A 21,694-nucleotide genomic window follows, 5' to 3' on the forward strand; every position below is an offset into this window, starting at 1 on the left:
CCTCCGTCAAAAGTTAACGAGGCATGAGCAGGGTCGGTTCCCTCAGCGCTGTCCGAGGCGTCAGAAGTCCCAGAAAAGCGGGATCACCAGAATGGATGTGATCATCATCAACAGGTTGAGCGGCGCGCCGATTTTCAGGAAGTCCCTGAATTTATACCCGCCCGCCGAATAGACCAGCGTGTTGGTCTGATAGCCGATGGGCGTGGCAAAGCTCGCGCTGGCTGCAAACATCACTGCCACCACAAAGGGACGCGGGTCGACGCCCAGATGCTGGCCAAAGCTGATGGCGAGCGGCGTCATCAGAATGGCGGTCGCATTATTGCTCATGATTTCGGTCAGCAGCGTCGTTACGAGATAGATCAGCGCCAGAATGGCAATCGGTCCCCAGCCTTCCATCATGCCAGCAAGCTGCGTCACGATCAGGCGTGCTGCGCCGGTCTGTTCCATGGCAAGGCCGAGCCCGAGCATGCCGAAAATCAGGATCAGAATGTCGAGGTGAATGGCCTGATAGGCTTCCTTGTGGTCGAGGCACCCTAGCGCGATGACAATGCCGGCCCCGATGAGCGCCAGCGCGGCAATCGGCATGACGCCAAGGGCGGCAAGCCCCATAACCGAGAGAATTGTCAGGATGGCGATGGGGGCCTTGCCACGTTTGACGGGCCGGTCTGACACATTGGTCAGGCTGTTCAGATAGTTTTCGTCGAACATGCGGCGCAGACCATTCGCGCTGCCTTCCAGCAGCAGCGTGTCGCCGACATCCAGATGGAAGCGGTCCGAAGAGGCCGAGACATTCTCCCCGCGTCTGTGCACCGCAATCACATAAACACCGAACAGGCGTGCGAGCCCCAGCCCGATCAGCGAGCGCCCAATCAGGCGCGATTGCGGACCGATCACGCCTTCCATCACCTGTGTCTCCTGGGTGTTGACGGTTTCAAACGTCTCCAGCTCACCTGGGGTGTCAGGCGCAGGCTGATCGCCGCGCAGAGAGATCATGCCGGTTTCCTTCAGCGTGAGGATTTCCGAAACCGAGGCACGCAGGACGATCCGGTCGCCCGGCTCCAGATAGATCGCCTCAAGATCGTGGCGCTGCGAGATGTTATCGCGGAACAGGTCGATCACCCGCAAGCGTGACTGCGTGGTCGAAAAGCCAGCCTCTTCCAGCGTGTAGCCGATCAGATCGGAGTCGTAGGGAATAATGACCTGCGTGAAGAAGCGCCTGTCACCATGATTGGGCAGAAGCTCGCTCAGCGCCTGACGTTTCGGCAGGAGGAAGCGGCCAGCGAGCGCCAAATAAAGCGCGCCGACACAGGCCAGGATCAATCCGGCGCCTGTGATCTCGAAAATGCCAAAGGGCTGAAGGCCAGCGCTCTGCACCACGCCATCGACCAGGAGGTTGGTCGAGGTACCGATCAACGTCATTGTGCCACCGAAGATGGAGGCAAAGGAAAGCGGGATCAGCGTTTGTGAGGCGGGCATGCCGCACGCCTTGGCGAGCGCAATCGCCACTGGAATGAAGATCACGACGACCGGCGTGTTGTTGATGAAGGCAGACAGCACCATCACGGTGAGCATCAGCGCTAATATGGCAAACAGCGGAGAGCGCGTCTGTGCGAGATTGACCACGCGGCGACCAACCGCATCGATAACGCCGGTTCGCTCCAGCGCGGCTGACAGAACGAACATGGCCGCAATGGTGATCGGCGCGGCATTGGAAAAGACACTCAGCGCATCCTTTGTCGTCAGCACGCCGGTCACCAGCAAAATGCCAAGCGCGAGAAGGGCGACAATATCGGCAGGAAGTCTTTCCCAGACAAAGCCGACAAACACCGCCACGGTGAGGGCCAGAACAATGCCTATCTGAACTGGCGGCTGTGCCAGAAACTGCGAAATCGTCTCCATGGAAGCAGGCTCCCCCTTCGCCCGGACGGTGTATCCGCCAGTCGCAGATTAAAGACTACTAAAAAGGTAGAGATAGTCAATTTAGGTGAATTCAATTCACCCTTCAGGCGCGTTTCTGCCTGTCAAACGAGCAGGCAGGGCAGGCGGTTACTGAGCGTCGAGCATGGCTTCGGTCTGGCCAGATGCAATCGCCTCGGCAATGCTGGTGCGGTCCAGCACATCCCGCGTCGCTTCGGCGACATTGGCAAACACACGGCGGATATGACAGCTCGCTTCGTCCTGGCAGTCCTCGCATCGGTGATAGGCGGTTTTGGACAGACAGGGCAGGGGCGCGAGCGGGCCGTCAACGACCCGAAGGACTTCACCGAAGGTGATGTCGTCAGCGCTGCGCAGCAATTGATAGCCGCCCATCTTGCCGCGTCGGCTGACAATCAGTCCCTGACGTTTCAGCTCCAGAAGGATCTGTTCGAGAAATTTGCGTGGGATCGCTTTCGCTTCGGCAATATCAGCAATGCGTAGCGGCGTATCGTCGGTCGCTTCGGCCAGGGCGAACATGGCCCGCAGGGCATATTTGGCTTTTTGCGAGATCATGAAGGGTGATCAGAGCTTCCCGAATTGTCTGATAATGGCCGCTCACAGAGCGAGCCTGTTCTCTTGCGCATAGGACAGAACGGGAAAAGCGGCAAGTTGCGTGCATTAGGCGCGCAGAGGCCCGAGCCGGGCGAGAGGCTCGGTTAAAGGCATATCATAAGTGGATGACGCGTCCGGTTAGCGTTTGCCGGTTTTCAGCTGCTGAACCATCTGAGACAGGTACAGATCGCCATCAATGCGCGCGTCGGACTGGATCATGACATGCGCCACATTCACCGGCGCAGAGTTCGCGATCCTGGTCGCGTCCACAGCGTTGGCCATTTCCGACTGGCTGAATTGCTGGTCTTGTTTTTTATGCTTGTTTTCGACGTGTCCGAACATGTTTCTCCCCAACGTATCCGCTTTAAAGCGTTCTTCTTTTTGTTTGGTTCCCAAAAATCTGTCTGAAAGCTCATTTCGTCAAGAATTTTGGCCGTTTTCCCATCCTGCCACGTAACCGCCAGTGACGGAATGCGTCTTTCGGATGAGGTCACCAATCCTGGTGGCTGGGGGAGAATAGAATGGAAACGGTAAAAAAGCGTGGCTCTGGAGCTGGAAAATGGATTGCAATCGGCGTTGCTGTCCTCGTGCTCCTGTCATTGGGAACGTGTGTGATGTCCTTTGGCGGCCTGTTTGCCGCGTCGCTTGAAACGCAAAAGGTCAATCAGGCCTTCATGGACCGGGTTTTCGAGGAGGGGCTGCCAGAGATTGACGATCCGATCTATCGGGACGGAGCACCGGGCTGGAGCCCGCGAGCCATCAGTCAGCTCACATACTTCGTGCACGGGGCTGGTGAGGTTCTTTCGTCAGAGCAGCCATCCTGTACGGCGCATAGTGATGATCTGAACGCTGATGTTGTTGTCGGGCGTGTTGAATGCGTCACGCAGCATGAGCATCCGGATACGACGGCAACATCGAATGTCGTCTGGGTACAGGAAGACGGCGAGTGGAAAGTTTCGAAATTCGACTACAGACTTGAAAATCGCGAGCTGGCCGCTGAGCTCATGAAAGAGCTGGGTCTTAATCCGTCGCAATAGCCGCTCGATCAGGGCAAAAAAAGAAAAAGGCTGCCCGCAGGCAGCCCTTTTATCTCGCTGTGCAAGGAGCCAGGCGCGTTATGCGCTCATCGGCAAGCCTTGCTCCTTGGCCGCTTTGGTCATGGCCTTCTGAAGCTTCTCGAACGCGCGAACCTCAATCTGGCGAATACGCTCACGTGAGACATTATAGACCTTTGAGAGGTCTTCCAGCGTGGTTGGCTCGTCCTTCAGGCGGCGCTCAGTGATGATGTGCTGCTCACGTTCGTTGAGCTCACCCATGGCCATTTCCAGAAGGCTCATCCGGCTATCGAATTCCTGACGGTCAGCAAATTCCTTTGCCTGACCCGGATTGTCTTCGTCTTCCAGCCAGTCCTGCCACTCGCCATCGCCATCAGCAGACCCGATCGGCGCGTTGAGCGAGGCATCAGACGCAGACATGCGTCCGTTCATGGAAATGACTTCTTCTTCGCTGACATTCAGACGTGTCGCGATTTCCGTGACCTGCTCAGGACGCAGATCGCCGGTCTCAATCGCGTTGATCTCGCCCTTGATCCGGCGAAGATTGAAGAACAGTTTTTTCTGCGCAGCCGTGGTGCCGAGTTTCACAAGGCTCCAGGAACGCAGAATGTATTCTTGAATTGCGGCCCGGATCCACCACATCGCATATGTCGCGAGGCGGAAGCCCTTGTCCGGATCGAATTTCTTGACGGCCTGCATCAGGCCCACATTACCTTCGGACACGACTTCGGCCATTGGCAGGCCATAGCCACGATAGCCCATGGCAATCTTTGCTACGAGGCGCAGGTGCGATGTCACCATCTGTTCGGCGGCGTCGGTGTCCTCATGCTCCTGCCAGCGTTTGGCAAGCATGAATTCCTGCTCCTTCGACAGCATCGGGAATTTTCGAATTTCTGTGAGGTAGCGCGAAAGCCCCTGCTCAGGGGACAGCGCAACGGAAGTACCGGCCATTTAACATTCTCCTTGCAGCATAGAATCTCAACGTTGACGATCCATGCAGGTTTCAAACTTCCCACCAGAAAAGGCCCAGAATTCTGCGACCGGGCGGGCAGTTCATGCGCATCAATTGATCGCGCTCGATTCCATTTAGGACGTTTATTGATAAACGGAAGACCTGAATTCAGATTAAGAGCCTACCCTAGCGTAATTTTCTGAAATGGCAAAATGTCGCACCCAAAAGTTGCAAAAAACAGGGTGTTTCGGACCCTTTATCGACATTTCTATCAAAAGGCGACTGAACTCGTTTATCAGTTGGAAACACTATCACAGGTACGTTTTCCTTAATCAAAACAATCAGAAAATTAACACTTGAAGTAGTTAGGGGTTGGTCGCGTGGTTTCGAATTTTCTGTCCTCCGTGTCCATTCGTTGGAGAATGCTTGTCGCAGCTCTGATTCCAACGCTGGCACTTTTTGGTTTTGCCGCATTCTTCGTTTATGAGCAGGTCGCCCTCTCTCAGAAGATGACGCGGATTGAACGTATTACGAGCTTCTCTGAGGTGCTCAGTGAGCTCGTGCATGAGCTGCAACGCGAGCGCGGTCGGTCGGCTGGCTTTATCGGCTCTTCCGGTGAAGCAAGCTATGCAGATCGCCTCAACACACAGCGTGAGATGACCGATGCCTCTCTGGCAGCGTTCATGACGGAGCTCGAGCAGGACCGCAAAATGCTGTCATCAAAAGAGCATCAGGCTCACCTTGCTGATCTTGAGATGCGTCTGTCTGATCTCAGCGACCATCGCGCGAAGATTGATAATCTGTCCATCGACCTCAAGAGTGCGGTCGGGCCATACACGCGTATGATCGAGGACCTGATCTATATCGTCGTCGACAACACGCGCATTTCCAACAGCGATGAAACCGCTGCCTCCATGTCGGCGCTGCTTTCGCTGATGCGTTCCAAGGAAAGCGCAGGCCTGGAACGCGCTGTCGGGTCAAACATCTTTGCGACAGGTCAGATCAATGAAGATCTGCATCAGCGCGTGATGTCTCTGATGACGCGTCAGATGGCGTATTTCGATGAGTTCACAGCGCTGGTCGGCCAGAAATGGGATGCGCAGCTCCAGGCACTGCTCGACAGTCAGGAATCTCAGGATGTGAACCGCGCTCGCGAGGTTCTGGTCTCTGCAGGCTATGGCGGGTCTTTGTCCGGATATACCGGCAATGACTGGTTCGATCTGACAACGAAGCGTATCGATGCAATGATGGCCCTCGAAGAACAGCTTGTGTCTGATCTCAAAGCCAGTGCGACGGCGCGCAAGCAGGAAGTCATGATCCATGCCGCCATTGTGATTGCCATTGCGATCCTTGTGACCCTGCTGTCCATCGGTATTTCCATTGTCATGATTTCGAGCGTCGTGAAGCCAATTGTCGACATCACCGATAGTCTGGACAGGCTCGCCAAGGGTGAAACCGGTCTGAACATCAAAGGTCAGGACCGTGGTGATGAGATCGGCGTTCTTGCCAGCGCAGCGCAGACCTTCATGAAGATGTCTTCGCAGCGGGAAATCCTGATGAAGGAGAATGCGGCGAAGGAGCGTGAAGCCATGGTTGAACGCCGCCGCGTGCTTGCCCGTATGGCCAATGAGGTGGAAACCGCCACACATGAAAGCGTTTCGGCCATTGTCTCCCGCGCAGAGCAGCTGACAGATAATGTCGGCAATATGCGCCAGACTCTCAACATGGCGAGCGAGCATGCCCAGAAAGCCAATCGGTCGACCGAGAAGTCGCTCGACGACACCAATCGGGCGTCTGAACTGGCACAGGAGCTGAACTCTGCGATCTCGGAAGTGGCAGAGAGCATTATGCGCGGCGATGCCCTGGCACGTGACACAGTCACCATCGCCGCTGAATCCCGTGAGAGTGTCGAAGAGCTCGAACAGGCGACGCAGCAGATCAACGACTTTGTCCGTCTGATCTCTGAGCTGGCGGATCAGACAAACCTGCTGGCTCTGAATGCGACGATTGAATCAGCACGTGCTGGCGAAGCCGGCAAAGGGTTTGCGGTTGTCGCATCCGAGATAAAGCAGCTGGCGTCTCAGACAAACCGCTCTGCGTCCGAGATCACCGAGCGCGTAAACCACATTCAGGGCAAGACCCATCAGGCTGTGGAAACGATCACGCGTATTGCGGACTCGATCAATTCGCTTGGCGGCGTCACCTCTGCGGTTGCTGCGGCGGTCGAAGAGCAGCGCGCCTCCACAAGCAGCTTTACCGCCTTCCTGTCTGACAACCGCCGCTCCATTGAGGATCTGGCGCAGCAGATCGGCGAGCTGAGCGAGCTGGCAACCGAAACGTCTGACGGCGCGGTCTCCATTACCGAGCTTGCAGAGCAGATGGCGCAATCATCTCGCGATGCAAATGGTGCGATCCCGGAAATCATTCAGCGCGCTGTTGCGGCTGCCGATAACCGCAGGGATGAACGCCAGCCTGCAGAAGGCCGTGCCATCGTCTCCAGCGGCAATGTGCATCGACCAACAGAAATTCTCGATATTTCTGAAGGTGGTGTCCGTGTTGCCGGTCATTCGGAAGGCGATGTGGAGATCGAACTGCCAGGCGGTTCAGGCAAGGTGAAAGGCCGCACAGCCTGGTCGACCGAGCGTGAGTCCGGCATCGAATTCTCCGAACGTCTCTCAAACAGCGTCATTGGTCGCTTTTTCAAGCGCCAGAAGACAGACAAAGCGGCTTAAAGAGCTCACCCTGGCGGGCAGGCCTGCGGCAAAGACGGGGTTCCGTCGCCGCAGGCCTGCTTTGTCAAAACCTGTTTGCGACGGAATCCTTTCGACGATGCGTTGAAGGTGCAGAGGCTGCGTATCGGCCTCTGCACTGAAACGTTTTCAGGATGAGCTTATGTTGCGTCGTGTCTGCCTGCTTCTGACTTTGATGGCCGCCCTGTGTGCGCCAGGCGCGTTAGCAGGCGGCGTCCCCATGATGGGCGGCATTCCGTCCATGATGTATGTGAATACAGATGGGACCCCGCGCAAAGTTCTGATCGAAGCGCCGTTAAGGCGGCTCGAAGGCGATCTGCCTCTGGCGATGATTTTTCATGGCGGCGGTGGGTCAGCCGATCAGATGCAGGCCCAGTCTCAGGCCCTGACCCGTCAGTTGCGCGCCAAAGGCTATCTCGTCGTCTATCTCAATGGCTCCGCTCGCTGGGGGCGCAGGAATCTGCGTACCTGGAATGCCGACCATTGCTGCGCCTTTGCCGAACGCGAACATGTTGATGATGCAGCCTATGTGAATGCGGTGCTTGAGAGCCTCATGAAGCGCGTGCCCATCGATACCGATCGCATTGCCCTGATTGGCCATTCAAATGGCGCGATGCTGGCTTACCGGCTCGCCGCACAGCTCGAACACGCGCCGAGCCATGTCGTTGCGATCAGCGGCGCCATGTTTGAAGATCAGCCTTCATTGCCAGCCGAAACCTCAGTTCTCGCCATTCATGCCCGCAATGATGACGTGATCAATTTCGAAGGGTCCGGCGGTAAATTCGAACGCTGGCGCACGGCGCCGAACCTGTCTTTCGCAGAAGTCGAAGAGCGCTTGCTGGCGCTCAAATCCTGCAGCGAGCCGACAGTCCATCGCCCGGCAGGCGGTGTAAGGCAGATGCAGGCCGCATGTGAATGCGGGTCTGGGGTCGAAACGATTGTCTCGGCGCGCGGCGGGCATGAATGGCCGAAAGCCATTCCGTCATTCGATCTCGATGCCGCGATTGTGCGTTTTCTGACCTCGCAGCCATCGGGTCGCTGAACGCATATTTGACAGTCCGCGCCTGCCAGTCCATCGCTGTGCCAGCTTTGAAGGGATTGGGAGATCTGGACCATGCAAAAGCCCGAAACACTTGCCGACATCACCATCGCGCGCCGTTTCAACGGACCGCCGACGACCGGCAATGGCGGGTATAGTGCAGGTCTGCTGGCGCAGCACATGTCGGGCCTTGTTTCGGTCGAGCTTCGTGCGCCCCCGCCACTGGATGTCCCGATTGCCATTGTAAAGACCGAGGCCGGTCTGGAAGCGCGCAGCGGCGATGCGCTCATCATGCGTGCCTATGAGAGCGAACCGCTCAGCCTGCCTCCCGCGCCGCCCACTCTGGAGGCGGCAAAAACAGGTGCGGCTCATTTTCCGAAGAAAGACGAGCTGGAATTTGTGGACTGTTTTGTCTGCGGTCCGGCGCGGGACTATCCCGATGGGCTTTGCATTTTTGCTGGCCCTGTCGATGGCTTTGAGGGCGTTGCCGACGTCTGGACGCCGGATGTGGGGCTGGCTGCAGATGACGGCCTTGTGGCGCCGGAATTCATCTGGGCGGCGCTCGATTGTCCGGGCGCTTATGCCGTCGGCATGACCGAAGGCCCGGTTGTCCTGGCCCGTATGAGCGTGTCGCTGATCAAACGGCCGCAACCGGGTGAGCCGTTGATCGTGACCGGTTGGAAAACCTTTGAGGATGGACGCAAGCACGGTGCGGGCACCGCGCTTTACACCAGAGACGGAGAGCTGCTCGCGCATTCAGAACAGCTCTGGATACGCCTGAAGATCTAATCGACGCAGATGGTCGGCGTCTGCTTGCCATCCACGATTTGCGAATAGCAACCGAACGGGCTGTCGGTCTGCGCACATTTTCCGACGGCTTCTGTTTCGGTCTCTTCCGGGCTCATTGCCATGTCTTCGGCGAGACATTTGCCCATGCAGTCATCCGTGTCTGAGCAGGCTTTGCCCGCATCATCAAAAATCAGCGTGCAGCGATAATATCCCAGCATGCCGGCCATCTGAACAATGCCGCCATTCTCGGCGCAGGCCTCATGGTCGATCGCATCCCAGGATTCTTCCTGGCCTTCCGACATGAAGCTATCCGGGCGCTCGGTCAGGCCCACAGGCCGTTCACTCGTTTGCGGTGTCCCGCTCGGGGCGGGCAGCTCGGGCGGGCTTGTTTCCGGTGTCGAGCAGGCAGCGAGCAGAAAGACTGATGCCAATATGGTGCAGTGTTGTTTGAACATTCCGGCCTCCCAAACCGTCATAAAACATCACCCTAGTCGCGTTCGCCCGACTTGTCTCATGGCTTGTCTCACGACTTGTTCAGATGCGAGCCTCGCCAAATGACGTAAGCTGGCGCGGACAGGTCTTGCCGAATGGCTTCAAAAGCACAGGTCAGTAACGGTGAATGGTATCTGAAAGGGAGGTTTTCATGCTCAAACGGTTTCTCGCAGCGTCATCAATGGTCTCGGCTCTGGCCCTGGCTGGCCCGGCCATGGCGGGCACATCTGTTACCTATGAACTCGATGGCATGGCATTCGAAGGCTATCTGGCCGAGTCCACGTTAGAGCCCAAGGGGCTGGTCATTGTCATCCATGACTGGGACGGGCTGGACTCTTACGAAATGACGCGCGCGGAAATGCTCGCCGATAAAGGCTATGATGCGTTCGCCGTCGATCTTTACGGCAAAGGCAACCGCCCGGAATCGATTGAGGCGCGCAAGGAAGAAACCGGCAAGCTCTATAGCGACCGCGAAACCATGCGGGCACGTATTCTCGCAGGTCTGAAGGCCGCTCAGGCCGAAACCGGTCTCACCCGTTCCGTCGTGATGGGATATTGCTTTGGTGGCGGGGCAACGCTCGAACTCGCGCGGTCTGGCGAGGGTCAAGACGTGGTCGGCTATGCAACCTTTCACGGCACGCTCGCGACACCTGAAGGGCAGAACTACAGTGAAGCGACCGCGCCAATCCTGATCTCGCATGGCGGTGCGGACTCCGGCATACCGCTCAGCGATACGACCGATCTGGCTGGCCTGCTGGAAGAGGCAGGCGTGCCCTATGAGCTGGAAGTCTATTCCGGTGCGCCCCACGCTTTCACCGTTTTTGGAAGTGATCGATATCGCAAGCTGGCTGACGAGAAATCCTGGTCATCCTTCCTGACCTTTATCGACCGGTATCTCGCACAGCCGGAATAGCGTGCTGGTTGAGCCGCCGAAACATTTCGGAACATTCTGAAGTCCTTTCCGTTGGTTTGGTGAACGAACGGAAGGGAGACAGGACATGAAAACCCATAAATATCTTGTGATTTCAGCGCTCAGTACACTCCTTGGTGCCGGATATATGGCGCAGGCGGAACCGCCGCGCGACGGGGCGAAAGCCATCACCAAAGACATGCCGGAAGAGATCACGGACGCTGACAACACGCTTCTGGGTGACAAGGATGCCAAAAAGGCGAAAACCGACAAGACCTATACATCACCGCAGGCTGTGATGAACGAGGCCAAGGCAACATCTGATAACGTCACCAAGCGCGAAGTGATGAAAGTCGCATCGCCAGCACAGGAAGAAGACGAGCAGGCCGTTGTCGTGAAGACCAAGCCACCAATCGGCGATCTGCAGGCTTCCAAATATGACGCCGCTTTCAAAGCGATGGATGCAAATAATGACGGCATGATCTCCAGAACAGAGTTCTCTGACTGGCAGGGTTATGACAGCGAATATGCACCGCGCTTTGATGCCTATGACACCGATGACGACAGTGAGATCGTCAAGAAGGAATATGTCAAAGCGGCCAAAACCGGATAATCAGGCGGGCAAATCCTGAAGAGAAGCGGCTCCCACTGGGAGCCGTTTTCTTGTGCGGTAAGGTTTTTACGTCGCATTGTCTGAAGGCCGGACCGCTGGCACAGTCGGCGTCTGCATGCAGGGGGCGGTTATGGCAAAACGCATTTTCATCTGGGTCGGGCATCCACGATCCGAGTCACTGAGCGCAGGCCTTGCTGACGCCTATCAGAAAGCCGCTGAGGCGGCAGGCGCTGAAACACGCCGGATGAATCTTCACGACATGGATTTCGACGTCGATCTGACAGACGGATACCACGCACGCAAAACGCTGGAACCCTGCCTCGAAACCTGGCGTGAGAACATCCTGTGGGCTGATCATCTCGCCTGGTTCTATCCGCAATGGTGGGGCGGAATGCCGGCCAAGATGAAAGGCGTGCTCGACCGGGCCTTCCTGCCGGGTTTTGCCATGAATTATCACGAACATGATGCGTTCTGGGACAAGCTTCTGACAGGGCGTTCGGCAGATGTCTTCATCACCGCAGATGCGCCCGGATGGTTTGACCGCCTCATATATGCCCGGCCTGCCGGACGGCAGGTGGAGCGGCTTGTCATGAAGTTTTCAGGCATAAAGCCTGTGCGGACCTTTCAGTTCGGCACGGTGAAGGCCGCCAAACCGGAAAAGATCCGTCACTGGCTTGATGTTGCTGCCCGCCGCGGCACGCAAATCGTCAGGCGGTGATCAGGAATAAACGCCGATCTGCGCCGACACCAGTTTGTTCGAGAACAGGTTCTTCTGCAGCACGAAGCGACCGGAAAGACCGGGCAGCAGCGTTTCGCTGAGGTCCTTGTCGACACTCACATTTCGCACGAACACTTCCCCGCCACTACGGGTCAGGAACGTCATTTCACTATACACCATGCCGTCGGCGCGTTTTTCAGCCGCGCCAATCACATCCACAGTGCCTTCAATATTCAGGAGCTTCATATCTTTGCTCGATTGATTCTTGTCTGGCGGATTATTTACCATATCGACGTGAATGCCGGATTAACGGTGTGCAGGCGCAGTAATGGCCGCATTCCGCTTGGTTAAAATCACATCTCGTCTGATGAGTTCGCCAGATTGGTTATATTTTGTTTGAGCGGACACCTAATGTGTTTGCGCCGGAAGGCAAGGGCTTTCCACGCTCTGGCGAAATATGCTGGCACCGCGTCGCATTTCAGCAACAAAAAAGCGGACCGGAAGGGCCGGTCCGCTTTGGTTGAACCCTTTGGGCGCTGATCAGGCCGCGCGAACGCGATCCAGGAAGTTGTCCATCTCGACCCGCAGGCGTTCAGCCTGAATGCTGAGCTCCTTGGAAGCCTCAAGCGTCTCACTCGACATGCGGCCCGTATCCTCGGCCGCCTGACGCACACCGGTAATGGTGTCGCTCACCTGCTGCGTGCTGGCAGCTGACTCGCGAATGCTGCGGACGATTTCCTGTGTGGCCGATCCTTGCTCTTCTGCGGCGCTTGATACCGCGGTCGCCGTTGAGCTGATGCCTTCAATCTTCTCGGCGATGCGAAGCATGGCTTCGATGGTGGCGTTTGAGGCCCCCTGCATCTGAGCGATCTGACTTGCAATCTCCTGCGTCGCGCGACCGGTCTGATTGGCGAGATTTTTCACTTCGCTGGCAACAACCGCAAAGCCTTTACCCGCTTCGCCAGCGCGTGCCGCCTCGATCGTTGCATTGAGCGCGAGGAGGTTGGTCTGCTCTGCGATATCCTGGATCAGGCCGATGACTTCACTGACCTTTTCGACACTGACGCGCAAGGTGTCCATCTGACCGCTGGTCTGGCTCGCATCGCCTGACGCTTCAATCGTCTGGTTGGACGTCGTGTTGATCTGGCGGCTGATCTCATTGATCGAAGCGGACAATTCCTCAGCGGTGCTGGCAATCGACTGACCGTTGGCGTTCGCCTGTTCAGCCGCCGCCGACACCGTCGTTGCCTGGCTGGAGGTTTCTTCCGCAATCGCAGAGAGGTTTTCAGCGCTGCTCCGCATCTGCGTCGCCGCAGCGGTCACCGAGTCGACAATGGATCCGACACTGTTCTGGAACTCGTCCGCCAGTGCGCGCATCGCGGCGCGTTTGTCGGCTTCAGCGCGTTCCTTCGCCTGCGCCTGTTCGGCCTCAAGCGCTTTGACGGCAATCGCGTTCTCCTTGAACACCTGAACAGATGAGGCCATTTCGCCGATCTCATCCTTGCGGCTGCGACCCTCGATTTCGACGTCCAGATCATTGTTCGACAGACGTTGCATGACCTCGGTGATTGCGCGGACAGGCAGAGAGATCATCCGGCCGATGATCCAGCCAGCAATCGCGGCGACGAGCACAGCTGCAATGACGCCGCCAATGGTCAGCCAGATCGCAGAGCGCAATTCGCGTTCGGCTTTCGGGCCGAGAGCATCCTGCAAATCCTTATAGGCGAGCTTCATGCCTTCAATGCGGTTGGCAATATCGGGTCCGATCACATCAAGCTGATTATCGATCAGGTCATTTCGGCTCTGGATAATGCTGCGCACATTCGTGAACGCATCTTCGTAGATTGCCAGATTGGCTTCTGTTTCTGCGACCAGGGCGCGGCGTGTTGGGTTTTCAAGATTCTCCAGAAGTTCGGAGAGCGCGCTCTTCATGTCCGCAAACCTGGCAAGCGTCGCGTCAGCCACGGCAGGGTCGTTCTGCAGCAGATATTTCTGCCCGAGCAGACGTCCGGAAAGGAGATGGCGCTGCGCCACACCGGCCATATATGCGGCCATGGTGTCTTCGTCGCGATAGGCGCTCATCATGATTTCGGAAAGCGCAGTTTCCATGGCCGGGCCGGCAACGTTCAACTGCGTGTTTACGCGTTGATTGCGTTGCTCCTGCAGGACGACAATCTCTTCGAACACATTCTTATAGTCGCCAAACTCGAGATTGATGTCGCTCAGCTGTTCGATCTGCGCGTCTGGCATATCAAGCGTCATGGCTTCATCGATCAGCCTTTGCGTTGCGGCGGCGCGCTCGCGGAATCGGTCAATGGCGGCCTGATTACCTTCAATGATGAAGTCCTTCACGCCAAGGCGGGCTGACAGGAGGTTGGCCTGAACACGCGATGCCGCATTCGTATTGCGCGCATAGTCGCGATAGGTGGACAGATTATTGCCCGAACCCGTCAGTGAACTGATGCCGAGCGTACCCGACACAATGAGCAGAAGCACCAGCAATCCGAAACCCGCATAGATCTTGGTCGATATTTTCAGATTGGCGAACCATGAAAGAGACATGGGAAAAACCCTTGCAATGGACACGCTGTGTCCGTGAAACTGATTTCCATCCCCAGCTTTGGCGTATCGCGGTAAAGTTGTTTTACGGTTAAAAAGTACATCTACATCATTAACAGGTTCAGAAATTTTCGGTGCCCATCCGATCTGCGAAACCGTCTGCGGTCATGGGGAGATCGTTGCAGGCGACCGGCGCTCCGGCACGGCTTATCTGTGCGCGTGTGGAAACAGCTGTTTGTGGCGGGCAGTCATCATGGGCCAGAGCGTTTCCAGATCCGGTTCAACCAGTCCGAACAGGTCCCGCAGCACATCGCGCATGTCGTCGACAGACTGGATGACACGGGTTTCCTTCCGGCCCGGATGATTGGTCTCCAGCATTCGTCCCCGCAGCGTGTGATAGGCGCGTCCCCGTCTGATCTTGGCCGTCAGCGTTTTGCGAAAAATCGAGTTCGGATCAGAAATCTGCAGGTCATGCTGGCGGGCGAGCAGCGCCTCGTCCGCGGGTTCAGCCCTGAAGTCGAAACTCATGGCAGAGCCCCAGCCGCCTTCATGAAGGCGCCAATAGCCGTCCTCGATCGGAACCAGTGCCATCCGCAGAGGCGGGTGCAGGGTTTCGGCGTGTTCCAGCGCGATCGCAGAGATCTGTGAGCCGCCAAATCCGACATCGACCAGATAGTCCCTGTCCAGCGTCACCATCAGGCAAAGATGATTGCCAAGCGCATCATCGCCGAGTTTGGCGCGTCGCACACCGCCGGAAAGCCGGGTCACTTCAAAGCCGATCTCGTTTAACACCCAGCCAAACAGCGCATTCATTTCATAACACCAGCCGCCCTGGCCGCGTGTCACGATCTGCTCATAGGCCGCCTCAGCTGTGTTCAGGATGGGTCGCTCTGCATGAATGTCGAGATTCTCAAACGGCACGGCGCGCACATGGGCGTCCATCAGCCCATTCAGCGTGTCGAGGTCGGCGCGCACGGGCGCGACATAGCCAATGCGTTTGAGATAGGCGTCGAGATTCATGACCGTTCCATGGACGCGCCCTGTTGATCTGACAAGGCTTGCCAGCCTTGAGCCCCGCGCCGGTCTCTATTTCAGCGCGGTTTCAAGGAAGGTCAGCGTCTTTGGCCAGCCATCCGCTCGCGCGGCCTGATTGCTGCCCTTCGTGCCGCCATAGCCGGACGCCTCATCAGCTTGCGATGGATCGAACGCATCGGACGGTACGCCGCCGGAGCCATGTCCCGCATCCGGATAGGCCAGCACTTCAATGTCCGGGCCGTTCAGCCTGGCTGAGCGTTCCGCCAGAGCTTCAGACATCGGGCAGCTCGGCCAGAGCGTGTCAGCTTCGCCGCAGATCAGCAGGATCTGCGCGTCGACCTGTTCGATCCTGATTTGCGCCTCGGGATGTGCGTCCAGACCCTCCAACCCATTTTCATAAAGCGAGTAGAGGCCCTGTTCCGCCTCCCACGCGCCATAGGGAAGATAGGGATAGGCGTCTCCGTCCAGTGACCAGCTCGCCTCCGGCGGGCGACCGTCAAAATCCCAGTTGATGCCTTGCCAGGAAACGCTGGAAGGCACCACGGCAACAATCGCGTCAAACGCATCCGGGTGACGTGTCGCCGTGATCAGGGCCGCTTCTGCGCCTTTCGACGTACCCATCAGGCCGAGCTTTTTCGCGTCGACTTCCGGGCGCGCGCGCAGCCATTCAAGGCCACGGTCAAAGATTTCCAGCGCTACCATTTCCAGATTTTCAGCCTGTCCCGGCGATTGGTAATAGGACAGCTGAAGCACGTGATATCCGGCATCGCGCAGCGCAAAAGCGTCCTCAGCCACCAATGGGCTCAGCCCGCCCTCAGAACCGCCGAGCAGCAGAATGGCCGGGCCATGCGCGCGTCCCTCTGCCGGATAGTAATTCGCGATCAGATCAGGCTCGCGCAGTTCTGCAACACCCATCGCATTAAGCGTCAGCTCTCCTGATGCCCGCTCTGCCGGAGCGGTCGAGCAGGCCGCTAAAGCAAGCAGGCAAGGTAGCAAGAAACGCGCGGCGGATTTGGCAGAAAATGTCATGAGGCGATGGCTCCGTTCAGGCACAGCAAAGGCGCAATCTGCACAGAGCCGCAAGACAAGGCAATGTCCGCTTTCTTGACGCGTTCAGCCCGCTTGGCTCTACTGCTCGCATGCAAACTGGGGGAGGGGACATGAGAACCTGTTACGCATTCATCATCTTGCTGGGCCTGCTCGGGCTTTCACCGGCAACGCTTGCACAGGGCTTTGAAGGGTATTGGAAAACCGGCTTTGGGGATGTCCATCTCTACGAAGATTATGAAGGCACGGGCCGGGAAAACATCGTCTATGGCACATATGGCGAGCGTGGCTTCATCGTCGGCAAGTCCAATGGCCAGACTTTGCGCGGTGTGTTCGTTTATGCCGATCAGACGACCGGTCGTATCGACACAGATCGAGCGCGCAATTTCGGGACATTTGAGTGGAATCTCACGGCGGATTTCAAGCGTTTCAATGGCCCCTGGACATGGGGAAAAGAGGTTCCGAACGGCTCCGGACAGGGCTGGAGTGGAACGCGGGAATCTGAGGACCTGCCGCAAACTGATAAGTCAAAGCTGCGCAAATGGTCATTCGGCTATGCGCTTCAGGCCGGCAAGACGGTGAATGCCTGGATGCGCGCTGTTCGCGATCTTGATGGCGCTGGCTATGTCGATCCGGACAGCTTCGGGCTGGGTGATTTTGATATATCGGTCGTGTCTGGCGGCGAGGGTGCGCCGCCGACTTTGTCGCGCGCCGAGCAGGACGCGACGGCAAAGGTGAAACGGGCAAATCCCGGCCTGTATGAGACGTGCTGGATCGTGAACGTTGAGGCGTCCACTTTGCGCTGCGATCTGCGCCAGCCCCTGTTTACCGTTAAGGGTGTGGCCGGTATGGAAACCGCGCTGTCTTCTGACGCTTATCCGGATGACAAAAGGTTATTGCTGGATCTTCGCAATTGTCTGCCGGGCACAGCAAAGGTCGATGGCTTTTACCTCGTCTGCGAGTCCAGCGCCTATTCGGGCAGCTTCACGCAATCCTGTGATCCTTTGCGGATTGAGGCGGGTTCCAGTTCGTTCGAATACCGCTTTGTCTCATATTGCGATGGGCCATCTCACAGATTGCCGAGGGGTTTCGAACAGCAGACCCTCTTCAATGAGAAAGGCAAGACGGTCACGTATTATCGCTACCCGACACTCGTTGAGCATGCGAGTTCTGATGACCGCCCTTACAAGTCAGTGCTTTCAGATGCCTATGATTGCGCATCAAAGCGGTTATGGAACAATAATGGCTATCTGAACTGCAGTCGCTAGGTGTGGCGGGCATGCGCGTTGTGCCATAAAGGTGTGAACCAGTGATGCCGCGACTGGCGTAGAACTGTCGTTCAGGAAAGCATATGAGCGTGAATGCCGAAAGCTGGTTTGAAAACCCGAAACTGGACGCTCAGGTCCAAAAAATGCTGTGGCCCGGCGAGCAGGTCATCTGGACTTGCGAAGGGCGGCGCACACGCATTCATCGCGGCATAGGTGCAATCCTCATTGGGTGCTTCCTTTGGTTCGTGGTGCTTCCTTTTGTTGTCTTTGAGTGGCCGGGTGACACGGTTGTCGCTCAGGTCTGGCTCCTCGTGGTAGGCGGCCTGATGCTCCTGTCCGGAATTTGGGTGGAATACAGAAAAAACCGATTTGCGTATGCATTGACCAATCGACGCATAATCTTTCTGAATACGTTTCCGGTAAGCATTACGTTCTCGGTACCAGCTGACTCAATCGAAGTCGTTACCACGTCCTCTCCGTCGAATTCTGAAACGGGCAATATCCATTTGTTTGCTGGAGGCGTGTCCGTCAGTTACCTGAAGCTGGCATTTCGTGATCTCGGCTTTGGATCTGGATTTTTCTCGAGAATAATGGAAGATGTGCCGGATCACCAACACGTTATGGGACTGATCCGACAGCATTTGCTCCACAAGCGGAAAACATGATGTGAGCAGGGATGCGTGATCCGAGGCTGCTCACACCTGCTTGTCTTACGCCGCAAACATCTCCGCCATTTTCGCCATTGCCGCGCTCCAGCCTTCGGCGACCTCTTCGAGCACCTCTGCGCCGGAAAGTGCGCAGGTCTGCAGCGTGACGGTCATTTCTGTGCCCGCGCCGGACGGTGCGAAATGCACGGAAACCTGGCTGACGCCCTGAACCATCTCGTCGGACTTGATGATCTCGGTATAGACGATCCGCCGATTGGGGACGATGTCATGATAAAGGCCGATGACTTCCGCCACGATGTGATCACCGACCAGGCAGAGCGATACATCCTTGCCGCCGACCGAAAAATTATCCTCGGTATATCGGATCTGCACCTCGTCAGAGGGCGCATTCCATCTGGCCCGTTTGTCGAGCTCGGCCCAGGCCGCAAATACGGTCTCCACGCTCACCTTGAACGTTTTTTCCAGCACGGTCGTGCGATGGTACATCTCTGCTGTCATGATCATTCCCCTTCCTCGAACATGGCGTCCATTCGGTCCAGTCGACCGCGCCAGTCTGCTTCATACGCATTGATCCAGCCCGATAGCCGGGCCAGTTGTTCACGTTCCAGCCGACAGATGCGTCGGCGGCCTTCCTTGCGTGTGGTGATCAGTCCGCCAGCCTCCAGCACCTTGAGATGCTTGAGGAAGGTAGGCAGCGCCATGTCGAAGGGTTCAGCCAACTCAGTTGCCGCTGCTTCCCCATGATGGAGCTTTTGAATCACCGCCCGACGGGTCGCGTCGGCAAGCGCATGAAATCCCAGATCGATCGGATGCGCCGACCCCGCATTTAAGTTAGCCATATGGCTTACTGTCATGCGGGGCTGCGCCTGTCAAGAAAGTAAGTCAATTGGGTAAGTATTATTTTGCGCATGGCTAAAAACGCGAAAAGGCCGATGATCACACCGGCCCTTTCTTCATGTCTTATGCGTTGTGCGGCTACTGAATGGTCAGCGGCTGGCGCGCCAGAATGGTCGGTTGATAGCCATTGGCGATATAGCGCAGTTCATAGCTGCCCGGTTCATCCGGCACGGTGATCGCAATCGTCTCGCCAGCTGTGATGACATATTCATACCCGCCCGAATACGAACCTGCGCCTTCATCCGGGCCGGTGATGGCAATATAGACGTCATCATCGCCCTCGCGCGAAACCGGTCCATTTGCGACGACATTCAGCGTCCCGCCTGCCGCAATGGTGGCCGGCGCAGACAGCGTGGCCACAGATGGCGTGATGGCGATGGGCTTGCTGAAGAGGACCTGATTTTGGTCACCCGCTTCGCGAACGATGCGGATTTCGAAATCGCCGGTCTCGATGGGTGTGCGCAGGATGACCGGCGCGCTGCCGTCTGTATAGGCATATTCCTGATAGGCCGAGGCGCCCGCGCCGACAGGCACAATCGTCACATAGTCCTGATCCGGATTGAACCTGCCCGTCAGGTCGATGGTGATCGCTTCGCCGAGTGCGGCGCTTTCCGGCGCGTTGATGGCGCCCTGCGCGGGTATGAGCCGGATAGGCGCCGCGGCAAGCACCGTCATGTCATTGCCGGTCAGATACCGCGTTTCATAATCGCCTTCCGTGCCGGGCATTTGCACGCGCACCGGATTGCCCTTTGCGACACGCTCATAGTTCAGCGGGTTGCGTTCGCTGACGGGCGTGCCTGCCGGAAAGATGCCGATCATGTCGCCTTCGCCAGCCGGACCTTCCCAGCTGATATCAACAAAGGCGCCAACTTCGGCGTCTGCGGAAAGCGTCAGGCTCGCAAGCGCAGGCGTAACAGTCAGCGGCTCAGTCACCAGAGGCGCGTTGAGGCTCGCATAGACATAACGGAGCGAATACGCGCCCGCATCTCCTGGAACGCGCAGCAGGGATGGCGCGCCATCGGCTGTGTAGACAAAATAGCTCTCTTCCAGACGCTGACCTTCTGCATCCAGTAGCTCGATATAATCGCCCTCGCCATTCGGGCCTTCCCAGGCAATGGACAGCACAGAGGCTGCCGGGACAGAAGGCGTAAAGCTGAGGCTCGCTTCCGGCAGCGCCGCGTCAATCACAATGGTGATGGTGCGGGTTTCGTCGTCTTTCAGAATGCGGGTCTCCAGCGTTCCACTACGTTCGCCAGAGCGGGCAATAATCTCATAGTCGCCGGGCAGGAAGTCATATCCATCCTCGATCTGCGAGGCGATGACCTGTTTGTCTGCTGCGCTCAGAATTTCAAACCGGGCATCTGCAATCACCGGGCCTTCCATGCCGTCAATCGCGCGCAGCTCATAGCGTAGCGGCTGGATGAGATCTGTCTTGCCCTCGGCAGAGGTCGTGTCCTTCAGCGCGTCTGACAGGCTGTCGGCCGTTTCGATATCGGTGAAGGTCCCGCCTGTGCGGTCTGCGATACAGGCGAGGGCGGCCTTGTCCGCCGGTTTGCGCAAATCCACGCCAATGACATGAACCGTGAACTCGATGTTCTTTTCCTTCAGCGCCTGCGCCATGGCGCAAGGGTCAGCCTTGCAGGTCTCAATGCCGTCGCTCAACAGCACAATCGTGCCGTTTCCGCCATCGGGCAGAGCGTCAGCCGCCGTCTTCAGGGCTGCTGTGATTGGCGTTTTTCCGCGCGGCGAGAGGCCATTGACAGATGCGGTCAGCTGGCTTCGGTTCTTGGTCGCAGGGGCGGACACCAGCTCGATATCCTCACAGCTGCCGGTCTGGCGGTGTCCATACATGACGAGCCCGGCCGGACGGCTGGCATCCAGTTTTGGCAGCATGTCGGCGAAGGCAGACTTTGTCAGCTCGATCTTGGCGATGCCATCCATCTGGCCCCACATGGAGTTCGAGCCATCCACGACGAACATGATCGGATCATCTGGCGACGCCTCCTGTGCGGCGGCTGACCCGATAAGTGAGAGGGCAGATATGCCCGCACACAGCCAATTTGAGTGTTTCATGCACGTGTTTCCTGTTCCCGGCGATTTGCCTGTCTGAACCGGATCACGCGAAGCCGAGCCACTTCAGGACATGGGTGATGGGATACGATCATCCCTTTCCAAAGCGGGCCAAGTCATCTAGCGTAGCGCTATCCGAGGGGCGCCGGTGCACCGGCTGAGATTGGATGTGCTGTTGTTCAGGCGAAGTGGGAACCGGTTCGCCGCCCGGAATAACAGCCAGCGTAACCAAGCACCCTTTGAACCTGATCCGGGACAACCGGCGTAGGGACGGACCATTGCAGACCGCTCAACCGCGCACAC

Annotated in this window: 21 protein-coding genes and 1 riboswitch; of the genes, 9 read left to right on the forward strand and 12 right to left on the reverse strand. The window is 57.3% G+C overall.

What is annotated here, in order from left to right; all coding sequences use genetic code 11:
• Window positions 1–60 precede the first annotated feature (60 nt).
• From ACFQDM_RS03105 to ACFQDM_RS03115, 3 genes are all read right to left on the reverse strand, one after another.
• The gene (locus ACFQDM_RS03105) at window positions 61–1,899 is read right to left on the reverse strand and encodes an SLC13 family permease (protein WP_377375303.1); all 1,839 of its coding nucleotides are present in this window, start codon (window positions 1,897–1,899) and stop codon (window positions 61–63) included.
• A 147-nt stretch (window positions 1,900–2,046) separates the two neighbouring features.
• Entirely contained in the window at window positions 2,047–2,490 is a 444-nt protein-coding gene (locus ACFQDM_RS03110; RefSeq protein ID WP_377375306.1) for an RrF2 family transcriptional regulator, read from the reverse strand.
• Between the two features lie 177 nt (window positions 2,491–2,667).
• Entirely contained in the window at window positions 2,668–2,871 is a 204-nt protein-coding gene (locus ACFQDM_RS03115) for a hypothetical protein (protein ID WP_377375308.1), read from the reverse strand.
• 179 nt (window positions 2,872–3,050) lie between these two features.
• On the opposite strand from ACFQDM_RS03115, the gene ACFQDM_RS03120 reads away from it, so the two are divergent.
• The gene (locus ACFQDM_RS03120) at window positions 3,051–3,566 is read left to right on the forward strand and encodes a hypothetical protein (RefSeq protein ID WP_377375310.1); all 516 of its coding nucleotides are present in this window, start codon (window positions 3,051–3,053) and stop codon (window positions 3,564–3,566) included.
• A gap of 78 nt (window positions 3,567–3,644) precedes the next feature.
• Here the strand turns inward: ACFQDM_RS03120 and rpoH are convergent, their stop codons facing one another.
• Window positions 3,645–4,535 carry an RNA polymerase sigma factor RpoH gene (gene rpoH / locus ACFQDM_RS03125; RefSeq protein WP_377375313.1) on the reverse strand — a complete coding sequence of 297 codons (891 nt, stop codon included), beginning with the start codon at window positions 4,533–4,535 and terminating at the stop codon, window positions 3,645–3,647.
• Window positions 4,536–4,958: 423 nt separating this feature from the next.
• On the opposite strand from rpoH, the gene ACFQDM_RS03130 reads away from it, so the two are divergent.
• The 3 genes from ACFQDM_RS03130 to ACFQDM_RS03140 all read left to right on the forward strand — a co-directional run bounded on the left by ACFQDM_RS03130 (window position 4,959) and on the right by ACFQDM_RS03140 (window position 9,114).
• Window positions 4,959–7,268 (forward strand): methyl-accepting chemotaxis protein, encoded by a 2,310-nt coding sequence (locus ACFQDM_RS03130; protein ID WP_377375316.1) that lies wholly within the window; start codon window positions 4,959–4,961, stop codon window positions 7,266–7,268.
• A gap of 160 nt (window positions 7,269–7,428) precedes the next feature.
• Entirely contained in the window at window positions 7,429–8,328 is a 900-nt protein-coding gene (locus tag ACFQDM_RS03135; RefSeq protein WP_377375319.1) for an alpha/beta hydrolase family esterase, read from the forward strand.
• Window positions 8,329–8,400: 72 nt separating this feature from the next.
• A complete protein-coding gene (locus ACFQDM_RS03140) occupies window positions 8,401–9,114 on the forward strand; it encodes a hypothetical protein (RefSeq protein WP_377375322.1) in 714 nt (237 codons plus the stop codon).
• Here ACFQDM_RS03140 and ACFQDM_RS03145 read toward each other — a convergent pair.
• Complete coding sequence (locus ACFQDM_RS03145) at window positions 9,111–9,569, reverse strand: hypothetical protein (protein ID WP_377375325.1); 459 nt, start codon at window positions 9,567–9,569, stop codon at window positions 9,111–9,113. The two genes, ACFQDM_RS03140 and ACFQDM_RS03145, sit on opposite strands and share 4 nt — an antisense overlap.
• A 188-nt stretch (window positions 9,570–9,757) precedes the next feature.
• Between ACFQDM_RS03145 and ACFQDM_RS03150 the strand changes: the two genes are divergently transcribed.
• The 3 genes from ACFQDM_RS03150 to ACFQDM_RS03160 all read left to right on the forward strand — a co-directional run bounded on the left by ACFQDM_RS03150 (window position 9,758) and on the right by ACFQDM_RS03160 (window position 11,847).
• Window positions 9,758–10,519, forward strand: a complete 762-nt coding sequence (locus ACFQDM_RS03150) for a dienelactone hydrolase family protein (RefSeq protein ID WP_377375328.1) — start codon at window positions 9,758–9,760, stop codon at window positions 10,517–10,519.
• Window positions 10,520–10,604: 85 nt separating this feature from the next.
• Entirely contained in the window at window positions 10,605–11,129 is a 525-nt protein-coding gene (locus ACFQDM_RS03155) for a hypothetical protein (RefSeq protein WP_377375330.1), read from the forward strand.
• A gap of 130 nt (window positions 11,130–11,259) precedes the next feature.
• Window positions 11,260–11,847, forward strand: coding sequence for an NAD(P)H-dependent oxidoreductase (locus ACFQDM_RS03160; RefSeq protein ID WP_377375333.1), 588 nt, complete (start codon window positions 11,260–11,262; stop codon window positions 11,845–11,847).
• On the opposite strand, the gene ACFQDM_RS03165 is transcribed toward ACFQDM_RS03160, so the two are convergent.
• The 4 genes from ACFQDM_RS03165 to ACFQDM_RS03180 all read right to left on the reverse strand — a co-directional run bounded on the left by ACFQDM_RS03165 (window position 11,848) and on the right by ACFQDM_RS03180 (window position 16,470).
• Window positions 11,848–12,093: a hypothetical protein gene (locus tag ACFQDM_RS03165; RefSeq protein WP_377375334.1), complete on the reverse strand. Its 246-nt coding sequence runs from the start codon at window positions 12,091–12,093 to the stop codon at window positions 11,848–11,850.
• Window positions 12,094–12,387: 294 nt separating this feature from the next.
• Window positions 12,388–14,409, reverse strand: a complete 2,022-nt coding sequence (locus tag ACFQDM_RS03170) for a HAMP domain-containing methyl-accepting chemotaxis protein (protein ID WP_377375337.1) — start codon at window positions 14,407–14,409, stop codon at window positions 12,388–12,390.
• A gap of 204 nt (window positions 14,410–14,613) precedes the next feature.
• Window positions 14,614–15,426 carry an arylamine N-acetyltransferase family protein gene (locus ACFQDM_RS03175; RefSeq protein ID WP_377375340.1) on the reverse strand — a complete coding sequence of 271 codons (813 nt, stop codon included), beginning with the start codon at window positions 15,424–15,426 and terminating at the stop codon, window positions 14,614–14,616.
• A 66-nt stretch (window positions 15,427–15,492) separates the two neighbouring features.
• Entirely contained in the window at window positions 15,493–16,470 is a 978-nt protein-coding gene (locus tag ACFQDM_RS03180; protein WP_377375343.1) for an acyl-CoA thioester hydrolase/BAAT C-terminal domain-containing protein, read from the reverse strand.
• 131 nt (window positions 16,471–16,601) lie between these two features.
• Between ACFQDM_RS03180 and ACFQDM_RS03185 the strand changes: the two genes are divergently transcribed.
• Window positions 16,602–17,756, forward strand: a complete 1,155-nt coding sequence (locus tag ACFQDM_RS03185; protein ID WP_377375346.1) for a hypothetical protein — start codon at window positions 16,602–16,604, stop codon at window positions 17,754–17,756.
• An 83-nt stretch (window positions 17,757–17,839) separates the two neighbouring features.
• Window positions 17,840–18,421 (forward strand): hypothetical protein, encoded by a 582-nt coding sequence (locus ACFQDM_RS03190; protein ID WP_377375348.1) that lies wholly within the window; start codon window positions 17,840–17,842, stop codon window positions 18,419–18,421.
• 45 nt (window positions 18,422–18,466) lie between these two features.
• Here the strand turns inward: ACFQDM_RS03190 and ACFQDM_RS03195 are convergent, their stop codons facing one another.
• The 3 genes from ACFQDM_RS03195 to ACFQDM_RS03205 all read right to left on the reverse strand — a co-directional run bounded on the left by ACFQDM_RS03195 (window position 18,467) and on the right by ACFQDM_RS03205 (window position 21,394).
• Complete coding sequence (locus tag ACFQDM_RS03195) at window positions 18,467–18,922, reverse strand: SRPBCC domain-containing protein (protein ID WP_377375351.1); 456 nt, start codon at window positions 18,920–18,922, stop codon at window positions 18,467–18,469.
• Window positions 18,923–18,924: 2 nt separating this feature from the next.
• Window positions 18,925–19,263, reverse strand: a complete 339-nt coding sequence (locus tag ACFQDM_RS03200) for an ArsR/SmtB family transcription factor (protein WP_377375354.1) — start codon at window positions 19,261–19,263, stop codon at window positions 18,925–18,927.
• A gap of 136 nt (window positions 19,264–19,399) precedes the next feature.
• On the reverse strand, window positions 19,400–21,394 hold the full coding sequence (locus ACFQDM_RS03205) for a VWA domain-containing protein (RefSeq protein ID WP_377375357.1): 1,995 nt from the start codon (window positions 21,392–21,394) through the stop codon (window positions 19,400–19,402).
• A gap of 125 nt (window positions 21,395–21,519) precedes the next feature.
• Window positions 21,520–21,679, forward strand: a riboswitch (TPP riboswitch).
• Window positions 21,680–21,694 lie beyond the last annotated feature (15 nt).

This window comes from Ponticaulis profundi (assembly GCF_042659465.1).
GTDB classification, from domain to species: Bacteria; Pseudomonadota; Alphaproteobacteria; order Caulobacterales; family Hyphomonadaceae; genus Ponticaulis; species Ponticaulis profundi.